This window comes from Acinetobacter sp. MD2, assembly GCF_035615575.1.
Taxonomy (GTDB): Bacteria; Pseudomonadota; Gammaproteobacteria; order Pseudomonadales; family Moraxellaceae; genus Acinetobacter.
Genome location: NZ_VTDK01000002.1, coordinates 226,360 through 251,694 on the forward strand (window position 1 = coordinate 226,360; position 25,335 = coordinate 251,694).

Consider the following 25,335-nt stretch of genomic DNA (forward strand, 5'->3'; position numbering starts at 1 on the left):
CATGGGCGAATTTAATGTGTATGGTGTTTATGTGCCGAGTTTTTTAGTTCAGGCGATTTTGGCGTATATCGTTTTTTATGTGTTGAGTCGATGGACAGATCTGTTGATTGCCAAAGGTTGGATTGGCTTTGCAGGTATTTTTAATTTGAGTTTTTATGTGGTGTGTTTATTTGGCATCCACGGAATATTTGTTGCATGCTCGTCTTAATACGGCTTGGCTAAAATCAATGAGGATTGAGAAAGAATGAATTCGTTTGACCTGCGTAAAGTCGTGCGACCTGTTGTGACGTTGCTGATGCTTCTGCTTGCCGTCTACACCGTGGTACATTTGTGGAATTATTACAATGCCGAGCCGTGGACGCGTGATGGCCGTGTCCGTGGTGATGTTATTCAAGTATCGTCAGATGTCTCGGGTTTGGTAGCTGAAGTTTTGGTACAAGACAATCAAACAGTGAAAAAAGGGCAGCCGTTATTTCGAATTGATATTGCACGGCAAAAATTAGACGTTGAAGATGCTAAAGCCAATGTGGCGAAAGCCCATGCAGGCTTAGCACAGGCCGAAGCAAGTTTGCTACAAGCCAAAGCGAATTTAGTCAAAGGTCAAACCACCACTCAATTGGCCGAAAAAAATGCCAATCGTTATAACAACTTAATGGATGGCGCTATTTCTAAACAAGAGCAAGACCAAATGTTTGCCACCCGCGACCAATCGCATGCAGATTTAGGGCAATTACAAGCCAGTATTGAACAAGCCAAAGCCACCATTAAACAGCAACAAGCGGCTGTGGAAGTTGCACAAAGTAATTTAGATTTAGCTCAATTGAATTTACAACGTGCCGACGTTGTGGCGCCTGCCGATGGTACATTGGTGAACTTTAGCTTGCGTAGTGGCAGTTATATTAAAGTTGGCGATAACGTTGCAGCATTGCTTGACCGTAGCCAATTGTATGTGGTGGGTTATTTTGAAGAAACTAAATTAGACAAAATTCATTTGGGTGATAAAGCTAGCGTACAATTGATGGGAGATTCACAAAAAATTAAAGCCCATGTGCAAGGCATTGCCTCGGGAATTGACGACCGTGAACGCTCAACGAGTGGCAGCTTATTGGCCAATGTGAACCCCACTTTTACGTGGGTGCGTTTAGCGCAGCGCGTACCTGTGAAATTGGTTTTAGATGAAATGCCAAAAAATCAGCTGGCATTTGTGGCAGGGCGTACTGCAACGGTACATATTTTACCAACGACATCAAATGAAAAAAAATAGGCAAAATTTTTGCCTATTTTCTGCTTTAGGGTTGAATCCCTTGTGGGTCGTAATACCAACTTTCAATCATCAGTTTAGCCGCAAGACTATCTGCTGCTAAACGTTTGGCCTGACCCTTGCGCTGGAATGCCTGTAGTTCTTCACGTGCTTCACGGGTTGTGAGGCGTTCATCGACCATGAATGTTTCAATATTGGTTTGATGACGCAGGCGCCGTGCAAATTTTCGCGCCCGAGTAGAAAGTTCAGACTCAGAATCATCCATATTTAAGGGCAAGCCGACTAAGAACAATTGGGGTTGCCATTGTTGCACAATTTTCAGCAAGGCTGTCCAATCTGGAATACCATCTTTCATTGGAAAAAGGGCTAAGGGATTGCTTGAACTAATGGCACTTTGTCCAACGGCAATGCCCATTTTTTGTGTGCCAAAATCAAAGGCCATAATCATTTTGGAGGTGGTTAAGTCAGGCATGGCCAATCTCTGAAGCTAACCATGAACGATCAATGCCTATTTTTTTATAGGCAGCGTCCCATCGGTCTTGGTAGGGTAAATTAAAGACTAGATCCATATCCACATCGCAAATGAGCCAGTCGCCATTGGCAATTTCTTGTTCAAGCTGATTTTTTTCCCAACTGGCATAACCTAGCGCAATTTGATAACGCCCAACGCCTTCGTTGTGCGCAATTGCATCTAAAATATCTTTACTGGTGGTAATGCACAGGTTTTCACCGATCGCAATAGAGGAATGCCACACGGGTTGTCCTGTATGCAACACAAAGCCTGCTTCGGGGCGGAGTGGCCCACCTTGTAAAACTGCATGCGGTTGTACGTGGTCGGCATCGATATCTAAATCATTTAACAGTTCTTTGACCTGAATCTCGGTGGGGCGATTAATGATAATCCCTTGAGCACCCTCTACGTCATGCCGAGCCAAATAAATGACTGTATTGGCAAAAAAGTCATCCGATAGAGTGGGTGGGGCAATCAAACAGCGATGCGTGAGAAATTGTTTAGGCACCTAGGCAGGTCTCCTTAAAATTTAAATAAATTATGTCAATATTTTCAACATACAAGACCAAATTGATTTCGCCAATGTTTTTTTGCAACATTGGCTGAAATTTCTTCGCAATTTAGCTTGTGAATTGTAAAAGGCTTAAGCTTTTACGCTATTTTGGAATTTAAGCTGCCGCAATTGGGTGGCATGTTGTAAGGTTGTTTCATTAATTTCAACACCACCAGTCATACGGGCTAATTCATCAATGCGTTGCGTTTCATTTAATGCAAAAATGGTGCTACTTGCAGGGTCACTTTGTTGTTTTTTTACTAATAAATGTTGGTCGGAATAGGCTGCAACTTGGGCTTGATGTGTAATACATAAAATTTGCACATGTTTGGCAAGTCCTGAGAGCAAGCGTCCAACAATTTCGGCAGTACCACCACTAATCCCCACATCAATTTCATCAAAAACCAAAACTTCGGCGTCGGTTTTTTCTGCATTCATGACTTGCATCACCAAAGCAATCCGTGACAATTCACCACCTGAAGCAACCCGTGCCAAAGGCTGTGCAGGAATACCTTTATTGGCGGTAAATAGCAGTTGAATTGAACTTAGACCTTCGGCAGTTGGGTGTTCTAAAGGATCAAATTTAAACTCAAACAACGCTTCAGGTAAAGCAAGCGGTTTGACTTGTTCGGTCAATTGCTGTGCCAATGGCGTTGCAGCGTGCTTGCGTAATTGATCAAGCGTTTGTGCATGTTCTAAAAACATTTGTTCGTTGTGCTGCACTTGTTCGGCTAAAGTTTCAGGGTCTTCAAGTTGTTGTAACTGTAGCAATTCATGTTGCCAAGTTTCGTATTCTTGTTTGAGCTGCTCTGGTTGGGTGCGATATTTACGTGCCAGACGATGAAACATTTCTAAATCTTGATTGAGTTGTTCCATGCGTTCGGGGTCAAAGCTTTGTTTGTCAATAAACTGGCGTAAATGGGCCGTGGCATCATCGACTTCACTTTGGGCATTCATCAGTGCCTGATAAATACTGGCGAGTTGCTCACTACGACCTGTATGACCCTCAAGGCGGCGTACGAGTCCTGAAATTTCTTGGCTAATATTTTGTTCGGCTTCATCTAGCACATTTAAGCTATATGCACAGTCTTGCATGATGTGTTCATGATGGCTTAAACGGTCAAATTCTTGCTCAATTTCGGCATAATTACATACAATAATTTCTTCAACTTCTTCGAGTTGTTGTTCAAGGGTTTGAATTCTTTGCAAACGGGTACTTTGTGCTAAAAGTGCTTGTTCGTGCTGGCGAATGGATTTTTGCCAAGTGGCATAGGCATCACGGACTTTTTGGGCAGGTGCTTCAAAACTGCTGTAACGGTCAAGCCATTGCTTTGGATAGGGTGGTTCGAGCAATTGTTGTTGGCTATGCTGACTATACAGTTGCACCAAAAAACGGCCTAAATCTTTAAGCTCGGCAAGGCTGCTAGGGCGACCATTAATCCACGCTTTGCTACGACCTGTAGCAAAAATAACGCGGCGTAAGTGAATTTCACCCGATTCATCTGCCAGTTCATGCTGCTCAAGCCACTTTGCCTCTAATGATTCAGGCTGATAATTAAATACCGCCGTTACATCGGCTTTGTCGCTACCAAAACGTACGCTATGGCTGTCGGTACGTTCACCTAAACATGCAGAAAGTGCGTCAAGCAATAGTGATTTTCCTGCTCCTGTTTCACCAGTAAGCACATTAAAACCTGTTTCAATATCAAGTGCTAAGTGGTCGGCTAAGGCAAAATTAATCAGCGTTAAATGAGTCAGCATAAATTACGCATCCTAAAAAGGTTCAATGACCTTCAATATGTCTAAAAGCGTCATCGCGATCTTATATTTTGAAATGATTATACACAACTGGCTTTTTTTAGAATGGCTATTTTGTAGCAAGATGAGCGAGTAATTCTGCGGGTTACTGCTGTTCACTCACAAAGCTGCAATTGAGGTGATTCAATCGATTATTGAAATCGCGTGAAAAATTTGTCATACCTTGTTGGTGATTTTGAGCGTGTTTTTCGGTATAAAAATTGCTGGTAATTTAGATTCAATCTGGTGATTGATTCCTTTGAAAAGCCTGATTACACTACGTTGATTATTTCTATAAATGCGCATGATTTGGAGATCCGCATGTCAGTTCAATTTGATCATGTTTCAGTACTTAAAAAATCGAATGTTTACTTTGGTGGCGCATGTATTAGCCATACTGTACAGTTCGAAGATGGCACAAAAAAAACTTTAGGGGTAATTCTTCCAACAGCAGAAGCATTAACATTTGAAACGCATGTGCCTGAACGTATGGAGATTATTTCGGGTGAATGTCGCGTTAAAATTGCCGATAGCGAAGAAAGTGAATTGTTCCGTGCAGGTCAATCGTTCTTTGTACCAGGCAATAGCCGTTTTAAAATTGAAACCGACGATGTACTCGATTACGTTTGTCATTTAGAAGGTTAAGCAAAGCCTGTAAAAATCCGTTAAACTAAGCTGCTATTCAATCCTGTAAAGTTGACTTTGCAGGATTTTTCTTTTTGTTGATGATGTAACATTTGAGGTGAATTGTTCATGGCAAAACCAGAATATTATTATGGTGTACATTCTGTAGAATCTCTATTAGAGCTCGAGCCAGAACGAGTTTTGACTTTATTCACCTTAAAAGGGCGTGACGATCAACGTTTACAGCGCATTTTAGCATTGGCGGAACCCTTTGGAATTAGCGTGCAACAAGCCAGTCGTGACAGCTTAGAAAAGCTTGCAGGCTTGCCGTATCATCAAGGTGTGGTAGCAGCAGTTCGTCCACACCCCGTATTAAACGAAAAAGATTTAGATCAATTATTACAGAAAAATCCAAATAGCTTATTGTTGGCTTTAGACCAAGTTACTGATCCACATAACTTAGGTGCATGTATTCGTACAGCTGCAGCTATGGGCGTAGAAGCCGTGATTGTACCGCGTGATCGTTCGGCAAGTTTGACCCCAACTGCGCGTAAAGTTGCAGCAGGTGGTGCAGAAAAAGTAGCATTTATTCAAGTCACCAATTTAGCTCGGACTTTGGCACATATTAAAGAAGAGCATTTTTGCCGTGTGATTGGTACCATGCTAGATGAAAAAGCCTTACCGATTCAAAAGTGTGATTTTAGCGGCGCAGTGGTTATCGTGATGGGTGCTGAAGATACGGGCTTACGTCCAATCACGCAAAGCCAATGTGATCAAACGGTTTATATTCCAATGTCAGGCGATTTACAAAGTTTGAATGTAAGTGTGGCAACAGGTATGGCATTGTATGAAGCATGCCGTCAGCGTTTGGTCGATTAATTATTTTTGTGATTTGATTTAGCGCAAAATGGGCTGTTTGGATCATCTGAGTTTAAAAAGCGTGATCAAGTCCATTAAAATCAAAAATGCTGTGGAGATTGCCGCAGCATTTTTTATGGTTGCAATAAATCAATTAGAGGACGTAGTGCAAGATGACTCCACGTACGCAAGGCTATGTATTTGTGCTAATCACCATGTGTATTTGGGGTAGCTTTACTATTTTGTCACGTTTAAATGCAGCATGGCATATTAGCGCATGGGATATTGCAGCACTGCGTTTTACCATTGCATTTTTAATTCTGATGCCTATTTTACTAGTGCGCCGTGAAACACACTTTTTATGGAAAAAAGAGCCTGTTATTTTGGCATTAATTGGCGGAGTCGCGTACTGTTTAACTGTATATTCAGCCTTTTATTATGTACCTGCTGCGCATGCTGCAATTTTCTTGAATGGCTGTATCCCACTGTGTACCGCAGTTGCAGGCTTTATTTTATTTAAACAACCCTTCGATAAGCATATTTGGATGAGTTTAGTCATTATGCTACTTGCTCTGATCGGTATGAGTGTATTGATGTATGAACAAACCCATGTTGCGTTTGGATTAGGCGATGCTTTATTTTTCCTTGCCGCAATTTGGTGGGGAACGTTTACTGTTTTATTGAAGCAGTGGAAGCTTTCGGCATGGCATGCCATGAGTGGCGTTGCAATTTGGTCAAGTATTATTTATTTGCCTATTTATCTGTTGTTTTTACCTAAGCATTTACATGACGCAACATTTACGCATTTGGCTATTCAAGGTATTTTTCATGGCGTATTCGTGGTGATTATTGCGACCTTAAGTTACATTGCTGCAATTGAGCGTTTGGGTGCCTTTAAAGCGGGCAGTATTGTTACCCTTGCACCATTTATTGCCGCAGTGGTTGCAGTTCCTTTACTTAATGAACCTTTAAGTGGCGCTGTGGTGATGGGATTGTTAGGCATGGCAGTTGGTGCATTGCAACCGTGGCGTTGGTTGCAGCATCAAGATGCACTGAGTACGCAACTTGAGCAACAAAAGCAGCAGCGTAACTGATTGTCTAATTAGTCTCTGCTAGGGCTAAGTATTGCAAGTGTAAGCTTTGTAATTGTGCATAAAGGTGGGTTAAATCACCATCATTGAGTACAATGTCATCTGCCAATTCTTGTTTTTGTTGACGTGGCATTTGTGCTTGAATGATATTTTGAATATGTTGTATGGCATGTTGATCGCGTTGACTCGCACGTTGTAATTGCAGCTCTTCTGGCGTATCAATCAGTAAATTACGTTGGGTCAGTTCAGTTTGCTTGGTTTCAAATAATAAGGGTGAAACCAGTAGGACGTAAGGGCTTGTTGCAGCTGCTAATTGTTGTTCTATCTCATTGCGAATAAGTGGGTGCGTAATCGCCTCAAGTTGCTGCTTGGCTTCAGGATGAGAAAAAATATATTCACGTAGGGCGCGGCGATTCAGCTCGCCATTGCTGAGTAAAACCCAATCACCGAATGTTTCACTAATCATTGTTAGAGCAGGTTGCCCCGCTTTAACAACCTTTCGTGCTACAAGATCAGCATCGACCACATCAATATTTTGCGCTTCAAACCATTGGCTTGCCATGGTTTTACCACTGCCGATTCCGCCTGTTAAGCCAACAATATAGGGTTGCATTTGCTGATCCTGTATGTATTTTAATTGCCTAAATAAACTTTCATGATTGCATCGCCACATAGAAATGCAATCCAACCTGCAATCGCTAAGTAAGGCCCAAAAGCAAAAGCCTGATTCTCTTTACGTACTTTCAGTAAAATAATGCCCACAATTGCACCGACTAAAGAGGAAAGTAGGATAATCAGCGGTAATAGCATAGGGCCAAGCCAAGCACCTAAGGCTGCCAATAGCTTAAAATCGCCATAGCCCATGCCTTCTTTACCTGTAATCAGTTTAAAAATGATATACACCACCCACAAGCATAGAAATCCAATCAGGCTGCCCCAAATGGCAAGTGTCGGTGTGGTAAATAGATAAAAGCTATTGACTGCAAGCCCAATACCTAGCAGGGTAAAGGTAAACCGATCCGGTAAAAGTTGAGTATCAAAATCGATAAAGGTAAGCGTGATTAGAATCCAGCTAAACACCAGTCCTGCCAACATTTGCCATGTAGCCCCAAATTTATACACCATTAAAATTGAACACAGACAGGTTAACAGTTCAATTAATGGATAGCGGATGCTAATCGGATTTTTACAGTGTGCACATTTACCTGTAAGCAATAACCAACTGATTACAGGAATGTTTTGATACCATCGAATCGAGTTTTTGCATTTTGGGCAAGCCGAAGCGGGCTGACTTAAACTTAATTTTTGATGGTCGATGAAGGGCTGTTCAGGATGCAATAATAATTGGCATTCTTGTTGCCAATCTTGTTGCATCATTTTTGGTGTGCGATAAATCACGACATTCAGAAAGCTACCAACACACAGACCCAAAAGCCCAATCACTATATACAGTGCAATTGGGGTTGTGGTTAAAAATAAAATTAAGTCAGACATTAAACAACCGAACCCATTTGGAAAATTGGGAGATACATCGCAATCACCAAACCACCGACCAAGACCCCAAGTATGGCCATAATCAGTGGTTCCATCATTGCAGTTAAACCATCTACGGCATTGTCCACTTCACTTTCATAATACGTGGCGACTTTATCGAGCATGGTGTCGAGCGCACCAGATTCTTCACCAATCGCAACCATTTGAATTGCCATTGCTGGAAAACGTTCTGTTGCACGCATGGCAAATTGTAGTTGTTGTCCTGTAGAAACATCATCTCTTACTTTCATTACTGCACGTTCAAAGACGATATTATTGGTTGCACCTGCGGTAGATTCAAGGGCATCGATAAGTGGAACACCTGCGGCAAAGGTTGTTGCAAGTGTGCGGCTATAACGTGCAATAATTGATTTGTAGACGAGGTCACCAAAAATAGGAAGCTTAAGTGCGAGCTTATCTAAGAAATCGCGAAATTTAGGACTGCGTTTTTTAGTTTCAAGAAGTGCAACAATGGTGAATACAATCCCAATAATCAGCATGTACCAATATTTTTGCATCCAGTTGGACATATTGACGACCATTTGGGTAAACGCGGGTAACTGTGCACCAAAAGAACTAAACAGGTCTTGGAATACAGGAACAACTTTCACCATCAAAATAATCGTCACAACGATTGCAACCACAACAACCGTAATTGGATATTTCATCGCTTTTTTAATTTTTTGCTTTAAAATCTCGCTCTTTTCTTTATAAATAGCGACACGATCAAGCATGGTTTCTAATGAACCCGATTGTTCGCCAGATTCAACCAATGAACAAAAAAGTCGATCAAAATATTGTGGATATTTACGTAGTGCTCCTGTGAAGGTATTACCGCCTTCAACTTCAGCTTTAATGCCCAGTACCACATCACGCATGGCAGGGTTGTCTAAGCCTTCTGCGACAATTTCAAAGCTTTGCACTAAAGGGACACCTGCCTTCATCATCGTGGCAAGTTGTCGGGTGAAAATGGTAATATCTTGTGTGCCGACTTTTTTCTTAAGTAGACCATCAAGAATATTCTTACGTTTTTCACGCATTGTTTTAACGGTAATGCCTTGTTTACGTAGGGTGACTTTCGCCAAAGCCATATTGCGTGCAGGTAATTCCCCTTTTACCTTTAAGCCTTTACGGTCTACCCCAGAGTAAGCAAATGTCGGCATGCTCTGTGCTTTCTTCACTGCCATCATGCTATCCTTTTTATATTTGCGCTTTTACGGATATGTATAAAAAGCATACTACATCAGTTGATGTAAAAATATGCTTACCCCAATTAACTCATTTAATCACTGGTTACGCGATTAATTTCTTGCAAAGAAGTAAGTCCTTGCATCACTTTATTTAGCCCCGATCGACGTAAATTTGCAAAACCCAGTGCCGCGGAAGTCTCTGCAATTTGTAGTGCATTACCATCGTCCATAATCAGTTTAGAGATTTCGGGCGTAATTTTCATGACTTCATACACACCGACACGTCCTTTATAACCTTCACGACATTCTGAGCAGCCCACTGGTTGATAAACCTTAAAGTCAGGATGCGTCAGATCTTGTTCGGTAAAGCCCATCTCTAAAAGACTTGATTTTGGAATGTCTGCGGGTGTTTTACAGTGTGGGCATAAGCGACGCGCTAAACGTTGTGCAATGACCAAATTGACTGAGGTTGCAATATTAAATGAGGGTACGCCCATATTGCGTAAACGAGTTAAGGTCTCTGGGGCACTATTGGTGTGGAGGGTCGAAAGGACCATGTGTCCCGTTTGCGCGGCTTTAATCGCAATCTCTGCGGTTTCTAAGTCTCGAATCTCCCCGACCATAATAATGTCAGGGTCTTGACGCAAGAAAGAGCGTAAGGCTGTGGCAAAGCTGAGTCCGACTTTTGGATTGACGTTGACCTGATTAATCCCTTCAAGGTTAATTTCGACTGGGTCTTCGGCAGTTGAAATATTTGAATCTTCCGTATTTAAAATATTTAAGCCAGTATAAAGAGAAACCGTTTTACCTGAACCTGTTGGCCCTGTAATTAAAACCATGCCTTGTGGACGATGTAAAGCTTCAAGAAATAAAGCTTTTTGTTTTTCTTCATAACCTAAAGCATCGATTCCAAGCATTGCACTAGATGGATCTAGAATACGCAGTACAATTTTTTCACCAAATAAAGTTGGAAGTGAGTTAACACGAAAATCAATTGCTTTTGTTTTTGAAATTTTAAGCTTGATTCGACCATCTTGTGGCAGACGTTTTTCTGAAATGTCCATTTGTGACATAACTTTAATACGTGCAGTTAAACGATTGGCCAATTGCAAGGGTGGTGTGGCGATTTGTCGAAGGACACCATCAACCCGATAGCGAACGCGATAGGTCTTTTCATACGGCTCAAAATGTAAGTCGGAAGCTCCCATGCGAATGGCATCAATGAGTAATTTATTGACATATTTAACAATTGGGGCTTCATCTTCTTTGACATCTTCTTCAGGTGTTTCATCTGAAGGGGCAGTTTCGACATCAATATCGAGGTCTTCATCGCCAAAGTTAAACTGTTCTTCCCTGCTAAAGTGATCTGCAATGAATTTTTCAAGTTTAGGATATTCAACAATCACCATTTCCGGATTAAGCTGACTATTGAAACGAATGGCATCAATGGCTTCTAAATTGGTTGGATTGCTGGTGGCGATATAAAGCGTTTGTCCACGTTGAAAGATAGGGACAACGCGATGTTTTAGAATATGTTTTTCATTCACAATTTCTTGTGGTAACAGATCTTTGTTATAAACTGATAAATCAAATAATGGATAACCAAATTCATTGGCAATTGTTTCGGCAATTACCAATGGAGAAAGATTTAAGTGTTCAACAAGATAAGCAACAATATCTTGTTTACTTTTTTCTGCTGCTTCCAAAGCCTGTCGCATCGACTCTTCGGAAATTTGCCCCTGATCGACTAAGCGTCGAGTAAAGCCTGTTAGGCGTGTTATAGAGAGATTAGCCATAAAATAATTTTCGCTTGATTTAGCCGTATCATCTATTTGATATAGATTGAATTATACGTTTGTATGTAGAAAAAACATCAATAAAAGTCATGTTTTTTTACTTTAGCATAATGTTTCGATGAAAAAATCCAGCTGTCGATGAAAACTCGTATCGATCAGCCACATCATGGATTTGTATAAAAAAGCAAAAAAAAGCTCAAAATGAAAAAAACTGTGTAAAATAACCCCATTTAAATAAAGGGGTTTATTGTATGTCGGGTTCAACAATTGTGCCTTGGGTGATTGGTAATTGGAAAATGAACCCAACACGGGCAACGTCCCAGCAATGGACGACAGAATTTAAACAACTTTTACAACAGCTGCCAATTCATCAAACGCAATGCCGTTTGGCGATTGCACCTATTGCTATAGGCTTGTCTGAAATACAATATACCTTACAAGACAGTACCTCACCTATTGAGATTGTTGCACAAGATGTCTCGCGTTTTGCTGCAACAGGCGCTTATACAGGTGAAATCAGTGCCGATTTATTGGCAGATTATGGCATTCAATATGTTTTGATTGGTCATTCAGAGCGTCGTGAACTTTTAGGCGATCATGCTCAAATTTTAAAAGACAAACTTAAACTTGCTTTAAAAGCAGGCTTAACTGTGATTTACTGCGTGGGCGAAAGCTTGGAGCAACGCGAGCAGGGCATGGCAGAAGCTGTGGTCTTGCAACAAATTTGTGATATTGCTGCGGCGGTTGAAGCCAAGCAATGGGAAACACAGATCATTATTGCATATGAGCCAATTTGGGCGATTGGAACTGGTAAAACAGCTTCGGCTCAAGATGCGCAATCTATGCATGAAAAAATTCGTGCAGGCTTATTACAATTAACCCCATGTGGCGCCAAAATTGCGATTTTATATGGTGGCAGTGTTAAGCCTGAAAATGCGACAGCATTTGCTGCTTGTGCCGATATTAATGGTGCTTTGGTTGGTGGTGCATCATTAAACGCACAATCGTTTTATCAAATTGCAGCTGCTTTTGCACAATAAAGTTTTAAGGAGTTTTCAGCATGCATAATTTTGTGCTGGTTGTTCATATTATTCTTGCCGTATTGATGATTTTATTAATTTTGGTACAGCAAGGCAAAGGCGCTGAAGCGGGTGCATCTTTCGGTGGCGGTGGTGCTGCAACGGTATTTGGTGCATCGGGTTCAGCGAACTTTCTGACTCGTATGACAGCGATTTTAACGGCATTATTTTTCGTAACCAGTATGACGCTTGCTATTTTTGCAAAAAAACAAACTGCGGATGCGTATAGTTTAGGTGCAGTAGCGCCTGCAACAACGCAAGTGCAAAGCAAAACCGCAACTTCTGCACCTATAAATTCGACTGAAACTTCACCAACCACGCCAAAAAGCGCAAATTAATTTGCTTTAATGCTTTTCTTTTTAGTGTGAAGCGCATAAAATGCGTGCAAATGCGGTGGTGGTGGAATTGGTAGACACGCTACCTTGAGGTGGTAGTGCTTTCGGGCGTGGGGGTTCAAGTCCCCCCTTCCGCACCAACTATGCAAAAACATGCACAGTTGGATACTACATAAAGGCTTAATTCTAAAGGGATTGAGCCTTTTTTGTTGCTTATAATAAGCTTCAATCTAAAAAATTGTGGTGAGATGATTCATCTCATCATAATGTTAAAAATGAGCCAAAAATATAAACATTAGCTCCAAAATAATGATGCGTTAGCAGCATATTAAAAACCGAAAGTGACTTTGATGATCTAGGTTGGCTGCACGCGTTTATACAAAAATATAATCTGTTAAACGATGGGCGATACGGTTAAATATAAATTGTAATCTCAGCTTCGCATTGAAGAGTTAAACATAGAGACCATAGCATCTCTATGCTGAACTGTAGACGTCTATTTAATGAAGCGGTTTCTTGATCACATTTTTGGTAAGTTGGTGATGGTCGATCATGGTTCTTTTCACCCGAACATGATTAAACATGATATTTAGGCATATTGCCATAATACACGTTGCACTAATGCCTGAATGAAAAAGCGTTTGAAACCATCTTGGAAAATGCGCGTAAAATGCATTATTTGCTAAAGGAATCATGCCGACAGCTAAAGATGTTGCCACAATAATCATGTTTTTTTGTTGGCTATAGTCAATTTTTCCTAAACTACGAATACCACTTGCTGCAACTGAACCAAATAGAACTAACCCTGCACCACCTAAAACAGGCATTGGTACAGCAGAAACGAGACGTCCCATCACAGGAAGTAGTCCAAGAACAACTAAAATAACACCGCCCGCTGCCACAACAAAACGGCTTTTGACCCCAGTCATCGCAACTAAACCGACATTTTGGGCAAATGCACTTTGCATAAATGTACCAAATAAGGGTGCAACAGCACTCGATAACATGTCGGCACGTAAACCATCAGCAATACGTTTATCATCAACCGTTGTATCTACAATTTCACTGACGGCAATAATATCTGCTGTGGTTTCAGTTAAAATGACCACTGTTGCAATCAACATGGCCAAAATAGCAGGGGCATGAAATACGGGTGCGCCAAAGCCTAAAAACTGAGGTAATGCAAACCATGCACCATCGGTAATGTTAGAGAAATGACCAAATCCCATTAAGGCGGCTAATAATGTACCAATAATAATTGATGCGAGAATAGAGAGTCGGCGGATGGTTTCATTGCCAATTTTACTAAGAACCAAAAGAATAATTAAGGTCATGGCTGCAAGCCCGATATTTTCAACTGAACCAAAATCAGCAGCTTTGCTATTACCACCCATCATCCAACGGACGGCCACAGGCATCAGTGAAATTCCAATAATGGTAATCACACAGCCTGTGACAATTGGAGGAAAAAATCGAATAATCTTGGCAAAAAAAGGTGCAATGATGAGACCAAGTAGGGCAGCGCCCATGACAGCACCAAGAACGACGTTAAAGCCACCTCCTGTTGTGGCAATTCCAACCATGGTTCCAACACTGGCAAATGAAACACCTTGTACTAAAGGTAAGCGTGCACCAAAATATTTAATTCCAAGGGTTTGTAGAATTGTGGCAAGCCCACCAATAAATAGTGATGCAGTAATCAATTGTGCAATTTGCATGCTGCTAAATCCTGATGCCGCACCAATAATTAAAGGTGGTGCAATAATTCCACCATACATTGTGAGTACATGTTGCAAGCCATAGGCAAAGCTTTTCCCAATTCCTAAAAATTCATGTTCAGGTGTGAGACTCTTTTTTTTGTTAGACATTTTACTTTTTCCTTAAGTCCTGATTTTATTGTTATTTATAAAAATGCATGAAATATGCCAAGAAAAAATTATGATAATGAGATCAATATGTTGTTTCTAACTTCCAAAATGAATCCGATCTTTTAAGGTGGAAGTATTAATAAGATACTGATGTTATTTTTATGCGGGTTAAATTTTGTGTTGGAATGCTTTTTGCTTTTTTGAATGCAGACATCTTTACATGATGCTTGAATCCATCCTAAGGGAGAGAAAAATGCAAAATTGGCGACATACCTCGAATAAAATGAAAAACCTTGTCAAAGCATGTTTAGCCGTTGGCACACTGTGTTTTGGTGCAACACAAGTCACCCTTGCAGCCGAAAAAGCTGCTTTTGTTTATATTGGCCCAACGGGCGATCATGGTTGGACTTATTCTCATGACCAAGGTCGATTAAAAGCAGAACAAGCTTTGGCGGGGAAATTTACTACTTCACATATTGAAAATGTACCTGAGACAGCCGATGCCGAACGTGTGTTTCGTAATTTAGCGCAGCAAGGCAATAAAGTCGTATTTGGTACGTCATTTGGTTATATGAACCAAATGGAGAAAGTTTCACGTCAATTCCCAAATACCATTTTTATGCATGCAACGGGTTATAAAAAGGGTAAAAATTTAGGTACTTACGACGTAAGAACCTATGAAGGCGCGTATTTGCTTGGGGTGGTTGCAGGTGGTAAAACCACTAAAAACACTTTGGGCGTGGTGGGTTCTTTTCCGATTCCAGAAGTGGTACGTAACATTAATGCCTTTACTTTGGGTGCACAAAGTGTAAATCCAAGAATTAAAACCAAAGTAATTTGGGTGAATTCTTGGTTTAACCCTGGTAAGGAACGCGATGCAGCTTTAGCCTTAATTTCTCAGGGGGCTGATGTATTGATGCAAAATACCGACTCACCTGCGGTGGTGCAAGCAGCTGCACAAAAAGGAGTTTATGCCTTCGGTTGGGATTCTGATATGAGTAAATTTGGTGCAAATGCGCAACTGGCTGCATCGGTGATTCATTGGGAGAAAATTTACGTTCCACTCTTAAATCAAGTGGCCAGTAAAACATGGAAACCAACCAGTATTTGGTGGGGGGTGCCACAAGGTGCTATTAATATTGAGAACTTTGGACCAGCCGTGCCAGCACCTTTAAAAACCAAAGCTTTGGCAGTGCGCGATGCAATTCAAAAAGGTCAGAAGCATCCGTTTGATGGACCAATTTACAATCAAGCGGGGAGCGTTGTAATTCCACAAGGCAAACGCTTAAGCGATGATGTTTTAAGTAAAATGAATTTTTATGTGAAAGGCGTTGAAGGGGCATTACCCAAATAAGGTATAAGTTCCGTTTTTTGAATGCACTAAAAGAGAAGCTTTTAGTGCATTTTTTATGCTTATTGTTTGATGCAAGATGGCACAGAGCTTGCAATAACAACTTAAAGAAGAACTCAATTTAACCCGATTCAGTTGAGGAGTGACGGTATGATGCCTGAGGTTCCACGTCTTGCATTAGTTGGCGTGAGTAAAAGCTATAACGCGTTAAAAGCCAACGATCAAATTAGTTTAACCGTATTGCCTGGGCAAATTCATGCCATTTTGGGTGAAAATGGTGCAGGTAAAAGCACCTTAATGAAGATCATTTATGGTGCGGTAAAAGCTGACCAAGGTTCTGTAATTTGGAATGGCAAAGAAGTACAGATTGATCGTCCCGCATCGGCACGAAAATTGGGCATTGGCATGGTTTATCAGCATTTTTCTTTGTTTGAAACTTTAACCGTGACTGAAAATATTGCTTTAGGTTTAGATGAGTCGGTTGAACTAAAGCAGCTGAGTGAAAAAATAAAAACTGTTTCTGAACAATATGGTTTACCCATAGACCCTCGCCGTGAAGTACATAGCTTGTCTGTAGGCGAACGGCAGCGGGTCGAAATCATTCGCTGCTTATTACAAAATCCATCCTTATTAATTTTAGATGAACCCACTTCGGTTTTAACTCCTCAAGCGGTGCAGCAATTGTTTAAAACGTTAAAACAATTGGCAAGTCAGGGAGTTTCGATTTTATACATTAGTCATAAATTACATGAAATTAAAGCGCTGTGTGATGAAGCAACGATTATTCGTGCGGGCCGTGTGACAGGTACGGTAAACCCAAAACAAAAAACCACCAATGAATTGGCAAGTTTAATGATTGGTCGGGAATTACCAACCTATAGCCGTGCAGCATTTATGGGCGATGATGCCTGTATATTTGGTGTTGAAGGCATAAATTTTCGCTCGGATGATCCTTTTTCAATGCCATTAAATGATATTCACCTTGAACTCAAACAAGGCGAAATTTTGGGTGTGGCAGGAATTTCCGGCAATGGTCAGGCAGAGTTACTCAGTTTACTTTCGGGTGAAACCACAACCCAACAAGATAAAATTCGGTTTAAAGGGCAAAAAATTGGGCATTTGAATGCAGGGCAGCGCCGAGATTTAGGCTTAGGGTTTGTGCCTGAAGAACGATTAGGGCGTGGTGCTGTACCGAACATGACGCTCAACCAAAACACTTTATTAACGGCTTATCGGCAGGATTTAACTCATTTTAAACTGATTAATTTTGCCAAAGTAAAGCAGTTTACCGAGCAATGTATCCAGCGTTTTGGTGTTAAGGCCAGTGGTGTTGAAGCGGAAGCACGTTCTCTTTCGGGTGGCAACTTACAAAAATTTATTGTTGGACGGGAAATTTTGCAACAGCCCGAAGTATTGATCATCTCACAGCCGACGTGGGGGGTTGATATTGGTGCAGCGATGTTTATTCGGCAAACATTAATTGATTTGTCGCGGCAAGGAGTGGCAATTTTAGTGGTATCGGAAGAATTAGAAGAATTATTTGAAATTAGTGACCGAATTGCAGTGCTTGCAGAAGGACGGTTGTCTAAACCAATGTTAACCCAAAGTACCAATGCCGAAAAAATTGGATTGTTGATGTCGGGTTTGGGTCAATCAACACCAAATGCTGCCAGTACAGATGTAGTGGGCTAAGGAGTTTCACATGCATTTATTACAACCAAGAGAACATCCTTCTCAACTGATGAAATGGCTGTCGCCTGTTCTCGCCATTGGCTTGACTTTAATTGTGGGAATTATTTTATTTCGCTGTTTAGGATACGATCCACTTAAAACCTTATATATTTTTTTCATTTCGCCACTTACAACATGGTATGGATGGAGTGAGTTGGTGGTTAAAGCCAGTCCTCTCATTTTAATTGCACTTGGCTTATCCATTGGCTTTAGAGCCAAATTATTTAATATTGGTGCCGAAGGGCAGTTTACTATGGGGGCAGTTTTTGGTGGTGGTGTGGCAATTTTATGCTACGGCCATGAAGGTATGTGGACGTTGCCTTTAATGCTTTTGATGGGAGCGTTGGGCGGTGCAATTTGGGGCGCAATTCCAGCCTTACTCAAAACAGTATTTAATGCTGAGGAAACCTTAACCACGTTAATGCTCAATTATGTTGCAAGTTTTGTGTTGCTCTACCTTATTAATGGACCTTGGCGCGACCCAAATGGTATGAATTTCCCGCAATCGGTGATGTTTAGCGACCACAGCTTATTGCCACTTTTAAATGACACGACGCGAATTAATGTATCTGTTTTTATCACCTTAATTTTAGTGGTGCTATTTTGGTTTTTTGTGCAAAAGAGTATGCAGGCCTTTAAATTGGCTGTGAGTGGTCAAGCCCCTGCGGCAGCAAAATATGCCGGTTTTTCTGCCACTAAAACGGTATGGTTTAGCCTAATTATTTCGGGGATGATGGCAGGTTTAGCAGGCATTTGTGAAGTTGCAGGGCCAATTGGGCAACTGAATCCAAATCTATCTCCTGGTTATGGCTATGCCGCGATTATTGTAGCGTATTTGGGACGTTTAAACCCGATAGGAATTGTTTTATCGGCCTTTTTAATGGCACTGATTTATTTGGGCGGCGAAATGGCGCAAATGCAATTACAACTGCCTGTGGCAATTGCAGGAGTTTTTCAGGGCTTATTGCTGATGTTTCTATTGGCAGCAGATGCTTTTATTGAAAATAAATATCGTTTTAGCAAAGCCAAAGTATCTGCATTATCGGCACAAGGTTAAGGGGAAGATGATGATTGAAATAACCGCAATTTTAGCCACTACAGTTGCCGCTGCGACCCCACTTGTTTTTGCAGGATTAGGTGAGTTGGTTACCGAGCGCACAGGTGTCATTAACCTTGGGGTTGAAGGCATGATGTTGGTTGGTGCGATTGCCGGCTTTGCTTTTTCGGCACAATTCGATTTAAGCGTATTTAGTGCATTAGGTGTTGGCGCGGTAGCAGGAATGCTCATGGCGCTGATTTTTGCCTTTTTTAGTTTGTCTTTAAGCACCAATCAATCTGCTTGTGGTTTAGCCCTCACGATTTTTGGCATGGGGTTGTCTTCTTTTATTGGTCAAAATTATGTCAGTCAAGGTTTGCCTGGTTTAAACCCCATTAATATTCCTGTGCTGTCACAAATTCCATTTATAGGCCCCATTTTGTTTCAACAGAATTATGTGGTGTATTTATCGTTTATTGCTTTTGTATTGGTGTGGTGGGTTTTGGCAAAAACGCGTTTAGGTTTATTGCTCAAAGCCGTGGGGGAGTCACCTGAAAGTGCCCATGCAATGGGCTATAACGTACTGGGAATTCGCTATGCTGCGGTACTATTTGGCGGTGCGATGGCAGGAATTGCAGGGGCATTTTTGTCAACGGTGTATACCCCAATGTGGATTGAGAATATGGTGGCAGGGCGTGGTTGGATTGCAATTGCGCTTGTGGTGTTTGCCACATGGAAGTCTGCCCGTTTAATGCTCGGTGCATATTTATTTGGTGGCGTGACAATCTTACAACTGCATGCTCAGGCATTGGGTTGGAATGTGCCAACTGAGTTTTTGGCTGCATTACCGTATTTGGCAACCATTGTGGTATTGGTGGTGATTTCCCGCGATAAAAAAGTATTAAAAATGAATTTACCCGCGTCTTTAGGAAAAACGTTTTTGCCTTAAATTTAAGCTAAAAACCATCTACTTAAGATGGTTTTTCTTTTTGTGAGATCGCTATGACACAACCCAATTTAGATCAGCTTCAATATTTTTTAGCTCAAGCCAATCAGATTGCACAGCAAACCATGCAAGCGGGGCATCATCCTTTTGCGGCAATTTTGGTTGCGCCAGACCATCAAACAGTTCTGTTAACGCAGGGAAATATTGACACGGTTAATCATGCAGAGTCGACTTTAGCACGTTCTGCGGCAAGTCAATATTCGCCTGAATATTTGTGGGAATGTACTTTATATACAACCGTTGAACCCTGTTGTATGTGTGCAGGCACGATTTATTGGGCGAACATTGGACGAGTGGTCTACGGCATGAGCGAAGCGAAATTACTGGCATGCACAGGCAATCATGCAGAAAACCCGACTATGAATTTACCCGTAGCTGATGTATTTGCCCGTGGTCAAAAATCCATTGATTTAATTGGCCCGATCTTACAAGCTGAAGATGAAATTTTGCAGGTACATCAAGCATTTTGATCAGCATGATGAGTGTACTGAACCAAGTGCTGAAATTCAATTTTGTGGACTGTAGATGTGGTATTGAGGTTTAGAATTAAACCCCTTCGGCTTGTTTTTGTCCAACGTGATGATAGGCGCGATTAAAATAAACCAAGCCTTGATCATTTTGATCATTTTGTTGAATCGCAACGACACGGCACATAAAAATAGAATGCGTACCAATTTCTTGAATTTGTTCAATTTGACAATCAAAACTTGCCAATGCATCGTTTAATACTGGTGCGCCTGTACTTAGTGTTGACCATGTGCCATGGCTAAAGCGTTCTTCAGTGCTAAGCTGAGAAGCAAAAGCACTTGAAATGGCTTGTTGCTGTGCACCCAATACATTCACCGTTAAAATCTTATTTTCAACAAAATGAACATGTGAACGTGATGAGGTATTCATGCAAACCAGTAGCGTTGGTGGGGTATCGGTCACACTACATACAGCCGACGCGGTAAAGCCATAACGACCCGTAGCCCCTGCCGTGGTAATCACATTGACTGCCCCTGTTAACAAAGACATTGCATTTTTAAAGTCTGTTGCCTCAACCATCACTGTGTTCCTAAACCGACGCATTTATCTTGATTCATCGTAGTTTAAATATAATACGATGTGGAAAATGAAGTACACCATTGGATGTACTTCATTTTAAAAATGTTTGCTTATCAACTCAGACGAATATACAGCCCAAGCCGATTGCTTAAGTGTAAAGCTTGTGACTTATTTATTCAAAAGTTCATTTCGAACAATTGCTGCACCTGCACTTAAAGCATTCAGTTTACCGCGTGCAACATCACGAGAAAGTGGTGCCATACCGCAGTTGGTTGAAGGATATAGTTTATCTGCATCGACAAATTGAAGTGCTTTACGTAACGTGTCCGCTACTTCTTCTGCTGTTTCAATGCTGTTGGTTGCCACATCAATTGCACCAACCATTACCTTTTTGCCACGAATCAGCTCAATTAAATCCATGGGTACGCGTGAGTTTTGGCATTCAAGTGACACAATATCAATGCTAGATTGTTGTAACTTTGGAAAGGCTTCTTCGTATTGACGCCATTCTGAACCTAAGGTCTTTTTCCAGTCGGTATTGGCTTGAATGCCATAGCCATAGCAAATGTGCACCGCAGTTTCACATTTTAAACCTTCAATGGCCCGCTCTAGAGTTGCAACGCCCCAATCATTCACTTCATCAAAGAACACATTAAATGCAGGCTCATCAAACTGAATGATGTCTACGCCCGCCGCTTCAAGCTCTTTGGCTTCTTGGTTTAAAATTTTGGCAAATTCCCATGCCAATTTTTCACGGCTTTTGTAATGCGCATCGTACAGGGTGTCGATCATGGTCATTGGGCCAGGTAATGCCCATTTAATGGGTTGATCGGTCAGTGAACGTAAAAATTTTGCATCTTCAACAAATACAGGTTTTTGACGAGAAACAGCACCGACAACCGTTGGCACGCTTGCATCGTAACGGTCGCGGATACGCACAGTTTCGCGCTGTGCAAAGTCGACACCATGTAAGTGCTCAATAAAGGTGGTCACAAAGTGCTGACGGGTTTGTTCACCATCACTTACAATATCAATGCCTGCAAGTTGTTGTTCATGCAATGACAAGCGTAGCGCATCTTTTTTACCATCAATCAGTTCTTGATCTTGTAATTTCCATGGCGACCATAATTTTTCAGGTTCTGCTAACCAAGATGGTTTTGGTAAGCTGCCAGCAGTAGAGGTCGGTAATAAAATTTTCATAATTGTTTATCTCATTTTAAATCGGGTCAATTAAAGTGCGAAATTCGCCGCCCATTGTTCAAGAATATGTTGATAAGGTTTAATAAATTGTTCTTCAACAAATTTTCCTTGCTCAGTCGCTAAACGGCTACGCTCTTCACGATCGTACACAATCCGTGTTAATGAATAATCTTGATGCTTCAAGCTTGGTTGATAAAATTGTCCCGCCGTTGAATTTGCATTGTAAATTTCAGGGCGATAAATTTTTTGGAATGAATCCATGGTACTGATCGTACTGATCAACTCAAGGCTTGTATAGTCATTGAGTAAATCGCCAGAGAAATAAAATGCCAAAGGCGCAACGCTATGTGCAGGTTTAAAATAGCGTACTTTTAAGCCCATTTTGGCAAAATACTCATCAGTGAGCGAATATTCATCTTGCTTGTATTCAACCCCAAGTACAGGATGTACATTGGCTGTTTTTTCATAAGTTTTGGTGCTTGAAACACTTAAACAAATCACAGGTTGTTTGTTAAAGTTTTGGGTAAAGGCTTCAGAAGCTAAAAAGCTTTTAAACAATTTGCCATGTAAATCACCATAGTTGTCGGGTGTGCTAAATTGAGTTTTATTTTTATTATGCTCAACCAATACCACGCTAAAGTCATAATCACGCACATAAGATGAGAAGTTATTGCCCACAATGCCGGCAATACGTTGATTGGTTTTTTTATCCACAATAGTGGTTTTTAAAATTTCAATTAAAGGCAGACCATTGATGTTACCTGCAACACCTAAATTTAACTCGACAGAAATAATATCGAGTTCAAGCGCATAACGATCGCCTTCAGGATTGTCCCAATTTGCAAGTGTGTTAAAACGGTTATCAATCATCTTTAGGGTATTACGCAAGTTTTCTTGACGACTTTCGCCACGTGCTAAGTTGGCAAAGTTGGTGGTAATACGGGTGTTTTCCGCAGGACGATAGTTTTCATCGAAACGGATGCTTTTCGTCGAAAATGTAAATGCGTTGCTCATGATGATCTGCCCTAAAGTTTATGTTGTTATTTATACCCGAACTACAACATGAATAAAAATGATTTAATTTCACAAGAAAGTGAGTGAAATTCACTTCTATCTAAAAGTTGTATGTTCTAAAGCAGGTTTGTGATTTATTTTCAAATATTTTTACGCTTCTATTTTCTATAATTATTTGTTTTTATTCTTCTATTTAAAAAATTGATGTTTTAAGGGACAGAAAATCACTCGCTAAAAAAATCCTATATTTGATTGAATAAAGTACGACATTGCTAAAATTAAATGATTTTCGCATCCATATCTGAAAATCAGCTAAGAAATTCGATAAAAATTTTATCTTTAAAATGAATAACCATCCCATATTTTCTTGGTTTGGATTCTGCGCGTTGCTGTCTATTGTATATCCATCACGTGTTAAGCCTTGTGCTTTACAACATCATTGCAGATTACAGGTAGCGCAACATGAAAATTTTTTGGTTCATTCCCACCCATGGCGACAGTCGTTATTTAGGCACCACCAAAGGTGCACGTCAGGTTGATCATGCTTATATGAAGCAGATTGCTGTTGCTGCCGATAACTTGGGCTATGAAGGGGTATTGATTCCAACAGGACGTTCATGTGAAGACCCGTGGATTGTAGCGGCAAGCCTAATTGATGCCACCCAAAATTTAAAATTCTTAGTGGCACTGCGCCCAGGGGTGACCACACCTGCATTAACCGCACGTATGGCAGCAACCTTTGATCGGCTCTCGAATGGACGGGTGTTACTCAATTTGGTGACAGGGGGAGATGAAGAAGAATTACGTGGTGATGGGGTGTACGAAGACCATAGTACCCGTTACGAAACTGCCAGTGAATATGTACAGATATGGCGAGAAATTTTAACTCATTCACATACGGGTGAATCATTTAGTTTTAAAGGCAAACGCTTACAGGTAGATAATGCCAAATTGCTTTATCCGCCTGTGCAAGCTCCCTATCCGCCGTTATGGTTTGGTGGCTCTTCAGATGTTGCAACCGATTTAGCCGCAGCCCAAGTCGATACGTACTTAACATGGGGGGAGCCGCCTGAGGCTGTAGCAGAAAAAATTGCAGTTGTTCGGGAAAAAGCTGCGCAAAAAGGGCGGCAACTTAATTATGGTATTCGTTTGCATGTAATTGTACGTGAAACCAATGACGAAGCATGGGCGGCAGCCAATGCCTTAATTCAGCATTTAGATGATGCCACCATTGCCGCTGCACAGCAAAAATTTGCCCAAATGGATTCGATTGGGCAGCAGCGTATGGCTGCTTTGCATGGTGGTAAGCGTGACCAATTAGAGGTCTCTCCTAATTTATGGGCAGGAATAGGTTTGGTACGCGGCGGCGCAGGCACAGCCTTGGTGGGCGACCCAGAAACGGTTGCGGCACGAATTCAAGCATACGCAGACTTAGGTATTGAAACTTTTATTTTTTCAGGCTATCCACACTTAGAAGAATCCATTCGCTTTGCTGAATTGGTCTTTCCACTTTTACCACTAGAAACCCAGAAAAAATTGGCGCAGCCAAATTTAACAGGCCCATTTGGCGAGATTATTGCCAATAACTATGTACCTACTGCGGCAACAAGCACTCAGCTTGAGGAGGCGGTATGAATCAAGCAGTGGTGAATCGAACACAGCAGCAGAAGTCTGTGGTTGGTGCAATCGTTAAGCGATTATTGCCGTGGGTTGTACCCATTGGCTTACTTGTACTTTGGCAAATTTCTGCAAATATGGGGTGGTTAGCAAGCCGAATTTTGCCTGCCCCTAGCGCAGTTTTAATCGCTTTTTGGCATTTACTTGAAACAGGCGAACTTTGGCATCATGTGAAGGTCAGTGCAGGGCGGGCATTACTGGGTTTATTGGTGGGTGGTGGTTTGGGCTTGTTGTTGGGATTGCTTAATGGTTCTTCTAAAATTGCCTCGACCCTGCTCGACACCACGTTACAAATGATTCGGAATATTCCTGCTTTGGCACTTATTCCATTGGTTATTTTGTGGTTTGGGATTGATGAGTCGGCTAAATTGTTTTTGGTGGCAATAGGGGTGTTTTTCCCTATGTATATCAATACCTATCATGGCATTCGTTCGGTTGACCCACAACTCATTGAAATGGGTAAAAGTTATGGTTTAAGCCGTTGGGGATTATATAAAAATATTATTTTACCTGGGGCAATGCCGTCTATTTTAGTGGGGCTTCGTTTCTCTTTAGGCTTGGTTTGGGTGTTGTTAATTGTGGCGGAAACTATTTCAGCCCAAGCAGGCATTGGCTATATGACCATGAATGCTCGCGAATTTTTGCAAACCGATGTGGTATTGGTGGGCATTTTACTTTATGCCTTACTTGGAAAATTAGCTGACGCACTGGCACAAAGCTTAGAGCGTTATTTGCTGCGCTGGCACGCAGGCTACCAACAATAACAATGGAGAGATA

At 41.3% G+C, this 25,335-nt stretch carries 25 protein-coding genes and 1 tRNA gene; 15 read left to right on the top strand and 11 right to left on the bottom strand.

The features are described from left to right. The first annotated feature begins 1 nt into the window (after position 1). Positions 2-208 carry a DUF1656 domain-containing protein gene (locus FXN70_RS04320; RefSeq protein ID WP_324646253.1) on the top strand — a complete coding sequence of 69 codons (207 nt, stop codon included), beginning with the start codon at positions 2-4 and terminating at the stop codon, positions 206-208. 36 nt (positions 209-244) lie between these two features. Beyond that, a complete protein-coding gene (locus FXN70_RS04325) occupies positions 245-1,264 on the top strand; it encodes an HlyD family secretion protein (protein ID WP_324646254.1) in 1,020 nt (339 codons plus the stop codon). A 25-nt stretch (positions 1,265-1,289) separates the two neighbouring features. On the opposite strand, the gene ruvX is transcribed toward FXN70_RS04325, so the two are convergent. From ruvX to recN, 3 genes are all read right to left on the bottom strand, one after another. Further along, positions 1,290-1,733, bottom strand: a complete 444-nt coding sequence (gene ruvX / locus FXN70_RS04330) for a Holliday junction resolvase RuvX (RefSeq protein WP_324646255.1) — start codon at positions 1,731-1,733, stop codon at positions 1,290-1,292. Beyond that, the gene (locus FXN70_RS04335; RefSeq protein WP_324646256.1) at positions 1,726-2,280 is read right to left on the bottom strand and encodes a YqgE/AlgH family protein; all 555 of its coding nucleotides are present in this window, start codon (positions 2,278-2,280) and stop codon (positions 1,726-1,728) included. The genes ruvX and FXN70_RS04335 overlap by 8 nt, the downstream gene beginning before the upstream one ends. A gap of 135 nt (positions 2,281-2,415) precedes the next feature. After that, entirely contained in the window at positions 2,416-4,086 is a 1,671-nt protein-coding gene (gene recN, locus FXN70_RS04340; RefSeq protein WP_324646257.1) for a DNA repair protein RecN, read from the bottom strand. 357 nt (positions 4,087-4,443) lie between these two features. On the opposite strand from recN, the gene FXN70_RS04345 reads away from it, so the two are divergent. The 3 genes from FXN70_RS04345 to FXN70_RS04355 all read left to right on the top strand — a co-directional run bounded on the left by FXN70_RS04345 (position 4,444) and on the right by FXN70_RS04355 (position 6,698). Continuing rightward, complete coding sequence (locus FXN70_RS04345; RefSeq protein WP_324646258.1) at positions 4,444-4,767, top strand: pyrimidine/purine nucleoside phosphorylase; 324 nt, start codon at positions 4,444-4,446, stop codon at positions 4,765-4,767. 108 nt (positions 4,768-4,875) lie between these two features. After that, entirely contained in the window at positions 4,876-5,625 is a 750-nt protein-coding gene (gene rlmB / locus FXN70_RS04350; protein WP_324646259.1) for a 23S rRNA (guanosine(2251)-2'-O)-methyltransferase RlmB, read from the top strand. Between the two features lie 152 nt (positions 5,626-5,777). Further along, complete coding sequence (locus FXN70_RS04355; RefSeq protein ID WP_324646260.1) at positions 5,778-6,698, top strand: DMT family transporter; 921 nt, start codon at positions 5,778-5,780, stop codon at positions 6,696-6,698. A gap of 4 nt (positions 6,699-6,702) precedes the next feature. Here the strand turns inward: FXN70_RS04355 and coaE are convergent, their stop codons facing one another. From coaE to pilB, 4 genes are all read right to left on the bottom strand, one after another. Beyond that, positions 6,703-7,308, bottom strand: a complete 606-nt coding sequence (gene coaE / locus FXN70_RS04360) for a dephospho-CoA kinase (protein ID WP_324646261.1) — start codon at positions 7,306-7,308, stop codon at positions 6,703-6,705. 20 nt (positions 7,309-7,328) lie between these two features. Beyond that, on the bottom strand, positions 7,329-8,189 hold the full coding sequence (locus tag FXN70_RS04365) for an A24 family peptidase (protein WP_324646262.1): 861 nt from the start codon (positions 8,187-8,189) through the stop codon (positions 7,329-7,331). Further along, entirely contained in the window at positions 8,189-9,415 is a 1,227-nt protein-coding gene (locus tag FXN70_RS04370) for a type II secretion system F family protein (protein WP_324646263.1), read from the bottom strand. Before FXN70_RS04370 ends, FXN70_RS04365 begins: the two co-directional genes overlap by 1 nt. 95 nt (positions 9,416-9,510) lie before the next feature. Then, positions 9,511-11,214: a type IV-A pilus assembly ATPase PilB gene (gene pilB, locus FXN70_RS04375; RefSeq protein ID WP_324646264.1), complete on the bottom strand. Its 1,704-nt coding sequence runs from the start codon at positions 11,212-11,214 to the stop codon at positions 9,511-9,513. Positions 11,215-11,465: 251 nt separating this feature from the next. Between pilB and tpiA the strand changes: the two genes are divergently transcribed. The 3 genes from tpiA (at position 11,466) to FXN70_RS04390 (ending at position 12,768) form a co-directional block, all read left to right on the top strand. Next, positions 11,466-12,254, top strand: coding sequence for a triose-phosphate isomerase (gene tpiA, locus FXN70_RS04380; RefSeq protein ID WP_324646265.1), 789 nt, complete (start codon positions 11,466-11,468; stop codon positions 12,252-12,254). Between the two features lie 20 nt (positions 12,255-12,274). Further along, a complete protein-coding gene (gene secG, locus FXN70_RS04385; protein WP_324646266.1) occupies positions 12,275-12,631 on the top strand; it encodes a preprotein translocase subunit SecG in 357 nt (118 codons plus the stop codon). A gap of 52 nt (positions 12,632-12,683) precedes the next feature. Continuing rightward, positions 12,684-12,768: transfer RNA gene (locus FXN70_RS04390), tRNA-Leu, on the top strand. A 360-nt stretch (positions 12,769-13,128) separates the two neighbouring features. Here the strand turns inward: FXN70_RS04390 and FXN70_RS04395 are convergent. After that, positions 13,129-14,496 (bottom strand): nucleobase:cation symporter-2 family protein, encoded by a 1,368-nt coding sequence (locus FXN70_RS04395; protein ID WP_324646267.1) that lies wholly within the window; start codon positions 14,494-14,496, stop codon positions 13,129-13,131. Positions 14,497-14,749: 253 nt separating this feature from the next. On the opposite strand from FXN70_RS04395, the gene FXN70_RS04400 reads away from it, so the two are divergent. The 5 genes from FXN70_RS04400 (at position 14,750) to FXN70_RS04420 (ending at position 20,090) form a co-directional block, all read left to right on the top strand. Next, a complete protein-coding gene (locus FXN70_RS04400) occupies positions 14,750-15,850 on the top strand; it encodes a BMP family ABC transporter substrate-binding protein (protein WP_420714362.1) in 1,101 nt (366 codons plus the stop codon). 147 nt (positions 15,851-15,997) lie between these two features. After that, positions 15,998-17,539, top strand: coding sequence for an ABC transporter ATP-binding protein (locus FXN70_RS04405; RefSeq protein ID WP_324646268.1), 1,542 nt, complete (start codon positions 15,998-16,000; stop codon positions 17,537-17,539). 10 nt (positions 17,540-17,549) lie between these two features. Further along, a complete protein-coding gene (locus FXN70_RS04410; protein WP_324646269.1) occupies positions 17,550-18,635 on the top strand; it encodes an ABC transporter permease in 1,086 nt (361 codons plus the stop codon). Between the two features lie 7 nt (positions 18,636-18,642). Next, positions 18,643-19,563 (top strand): ABC transporter permease, encoded by a 921-nt coding sequence (locus FXN70_RS04415; RefSeq protein WP_324646270.1) that lies wholly within the window; start codon positions 18,643-18,645, stop codon positions 19,561-19,563. Positions 19,564-19,616: 53 nt separating this feature from the next. Then, entirely contained in the window at positions 19,617-20,090 is a 474-nt protein-coding gene (locus tag FXN70_RS04420) for a nucleoside deaminase (RefSeq protein WP_324646271.1), read from the top strand. Positions 20,091-20,166: 76 nt separating this feature from the next. Here the strand turns inward: FXN70_RS04420 and FXN70_RS04425 are convergent, their stop codons facing one another. The 3 genes from FXN70_RS04425 to FXN70_RS04435 all read right to left on the bottom strand — a co-directional run bounded on the left by FXN70_RS04425 (position 20,167) and on the right by FXN70_RS04435 (position 22,881). Next, positions 20,167-20,667: a flavin reductase gene (locus FXN70_RS04425; RefSeq protein WP_324646272.1), complete on the bottom strand. Its 501-nt coding sequence runs from the start codon at positions 20,665-20,667 to the stop codon at positions 20,167-20,169. Between the two features lie 168 nt (positions 20,668-20,835). Beyond that, the gene (locus tag FXN70_RS04430) at positions 20,836-21,867 is read right to left on the bottom strand and encodes a methionine synthase (RefSeq protein ID WP_324646273.1); all 1,032 of its coding nucleotides are present in this window, start codon (positions 21,865-21,867) and stop codon (positions 20,836-20,838) included. 30 nt (positions 21,868-21,897) lie between these two features. Beyond that, positions 21,898-22,881: a DUF1852 domain-containing protein gene (locus FXN70_RS04435; protein ID WP_324646274.1), complete on the bottom strand. Its 984-nt coding sequence runs from the start codon at positions 22,879-22,881 to the stop codon at positions 21,898-21,900. A gap of 462 nt (positions 22,882-23,343) precedes the next feature. On the opposite strand from FXN70_RS04435, the gene ssuD reads away from it, so the two are divergent. Continuing rightward, a complete protein-coding gene (ssuD, locus tag FXN70_RS04440) occupies positions 23,344-24,516 on the top strand; it encodes an FMNH2-dependent alkanesulfonate monooxygenase (RefSeq protein ID WP_324646275.1) in 1,173 nt (390 codons plus the stop codon). After that, positions 24,513-25,322 (top strand): aliphatic sulfonate ABC transporter permease SsuC, encoded by an 810-nt coding sequence (gene ssuC / locus FXN70_RS04445; protein ID WP_324646276.1) that lies wholly within the window; start codon positions 24,513-24,515, stop codon positions 25,320-25,322. The genes ssuD and ssuC overlap by 4 nt, the downstream gene beginning before the upstream one ends. Positions 25,323-25,335 lie beyond the last annotated feature (13 nt).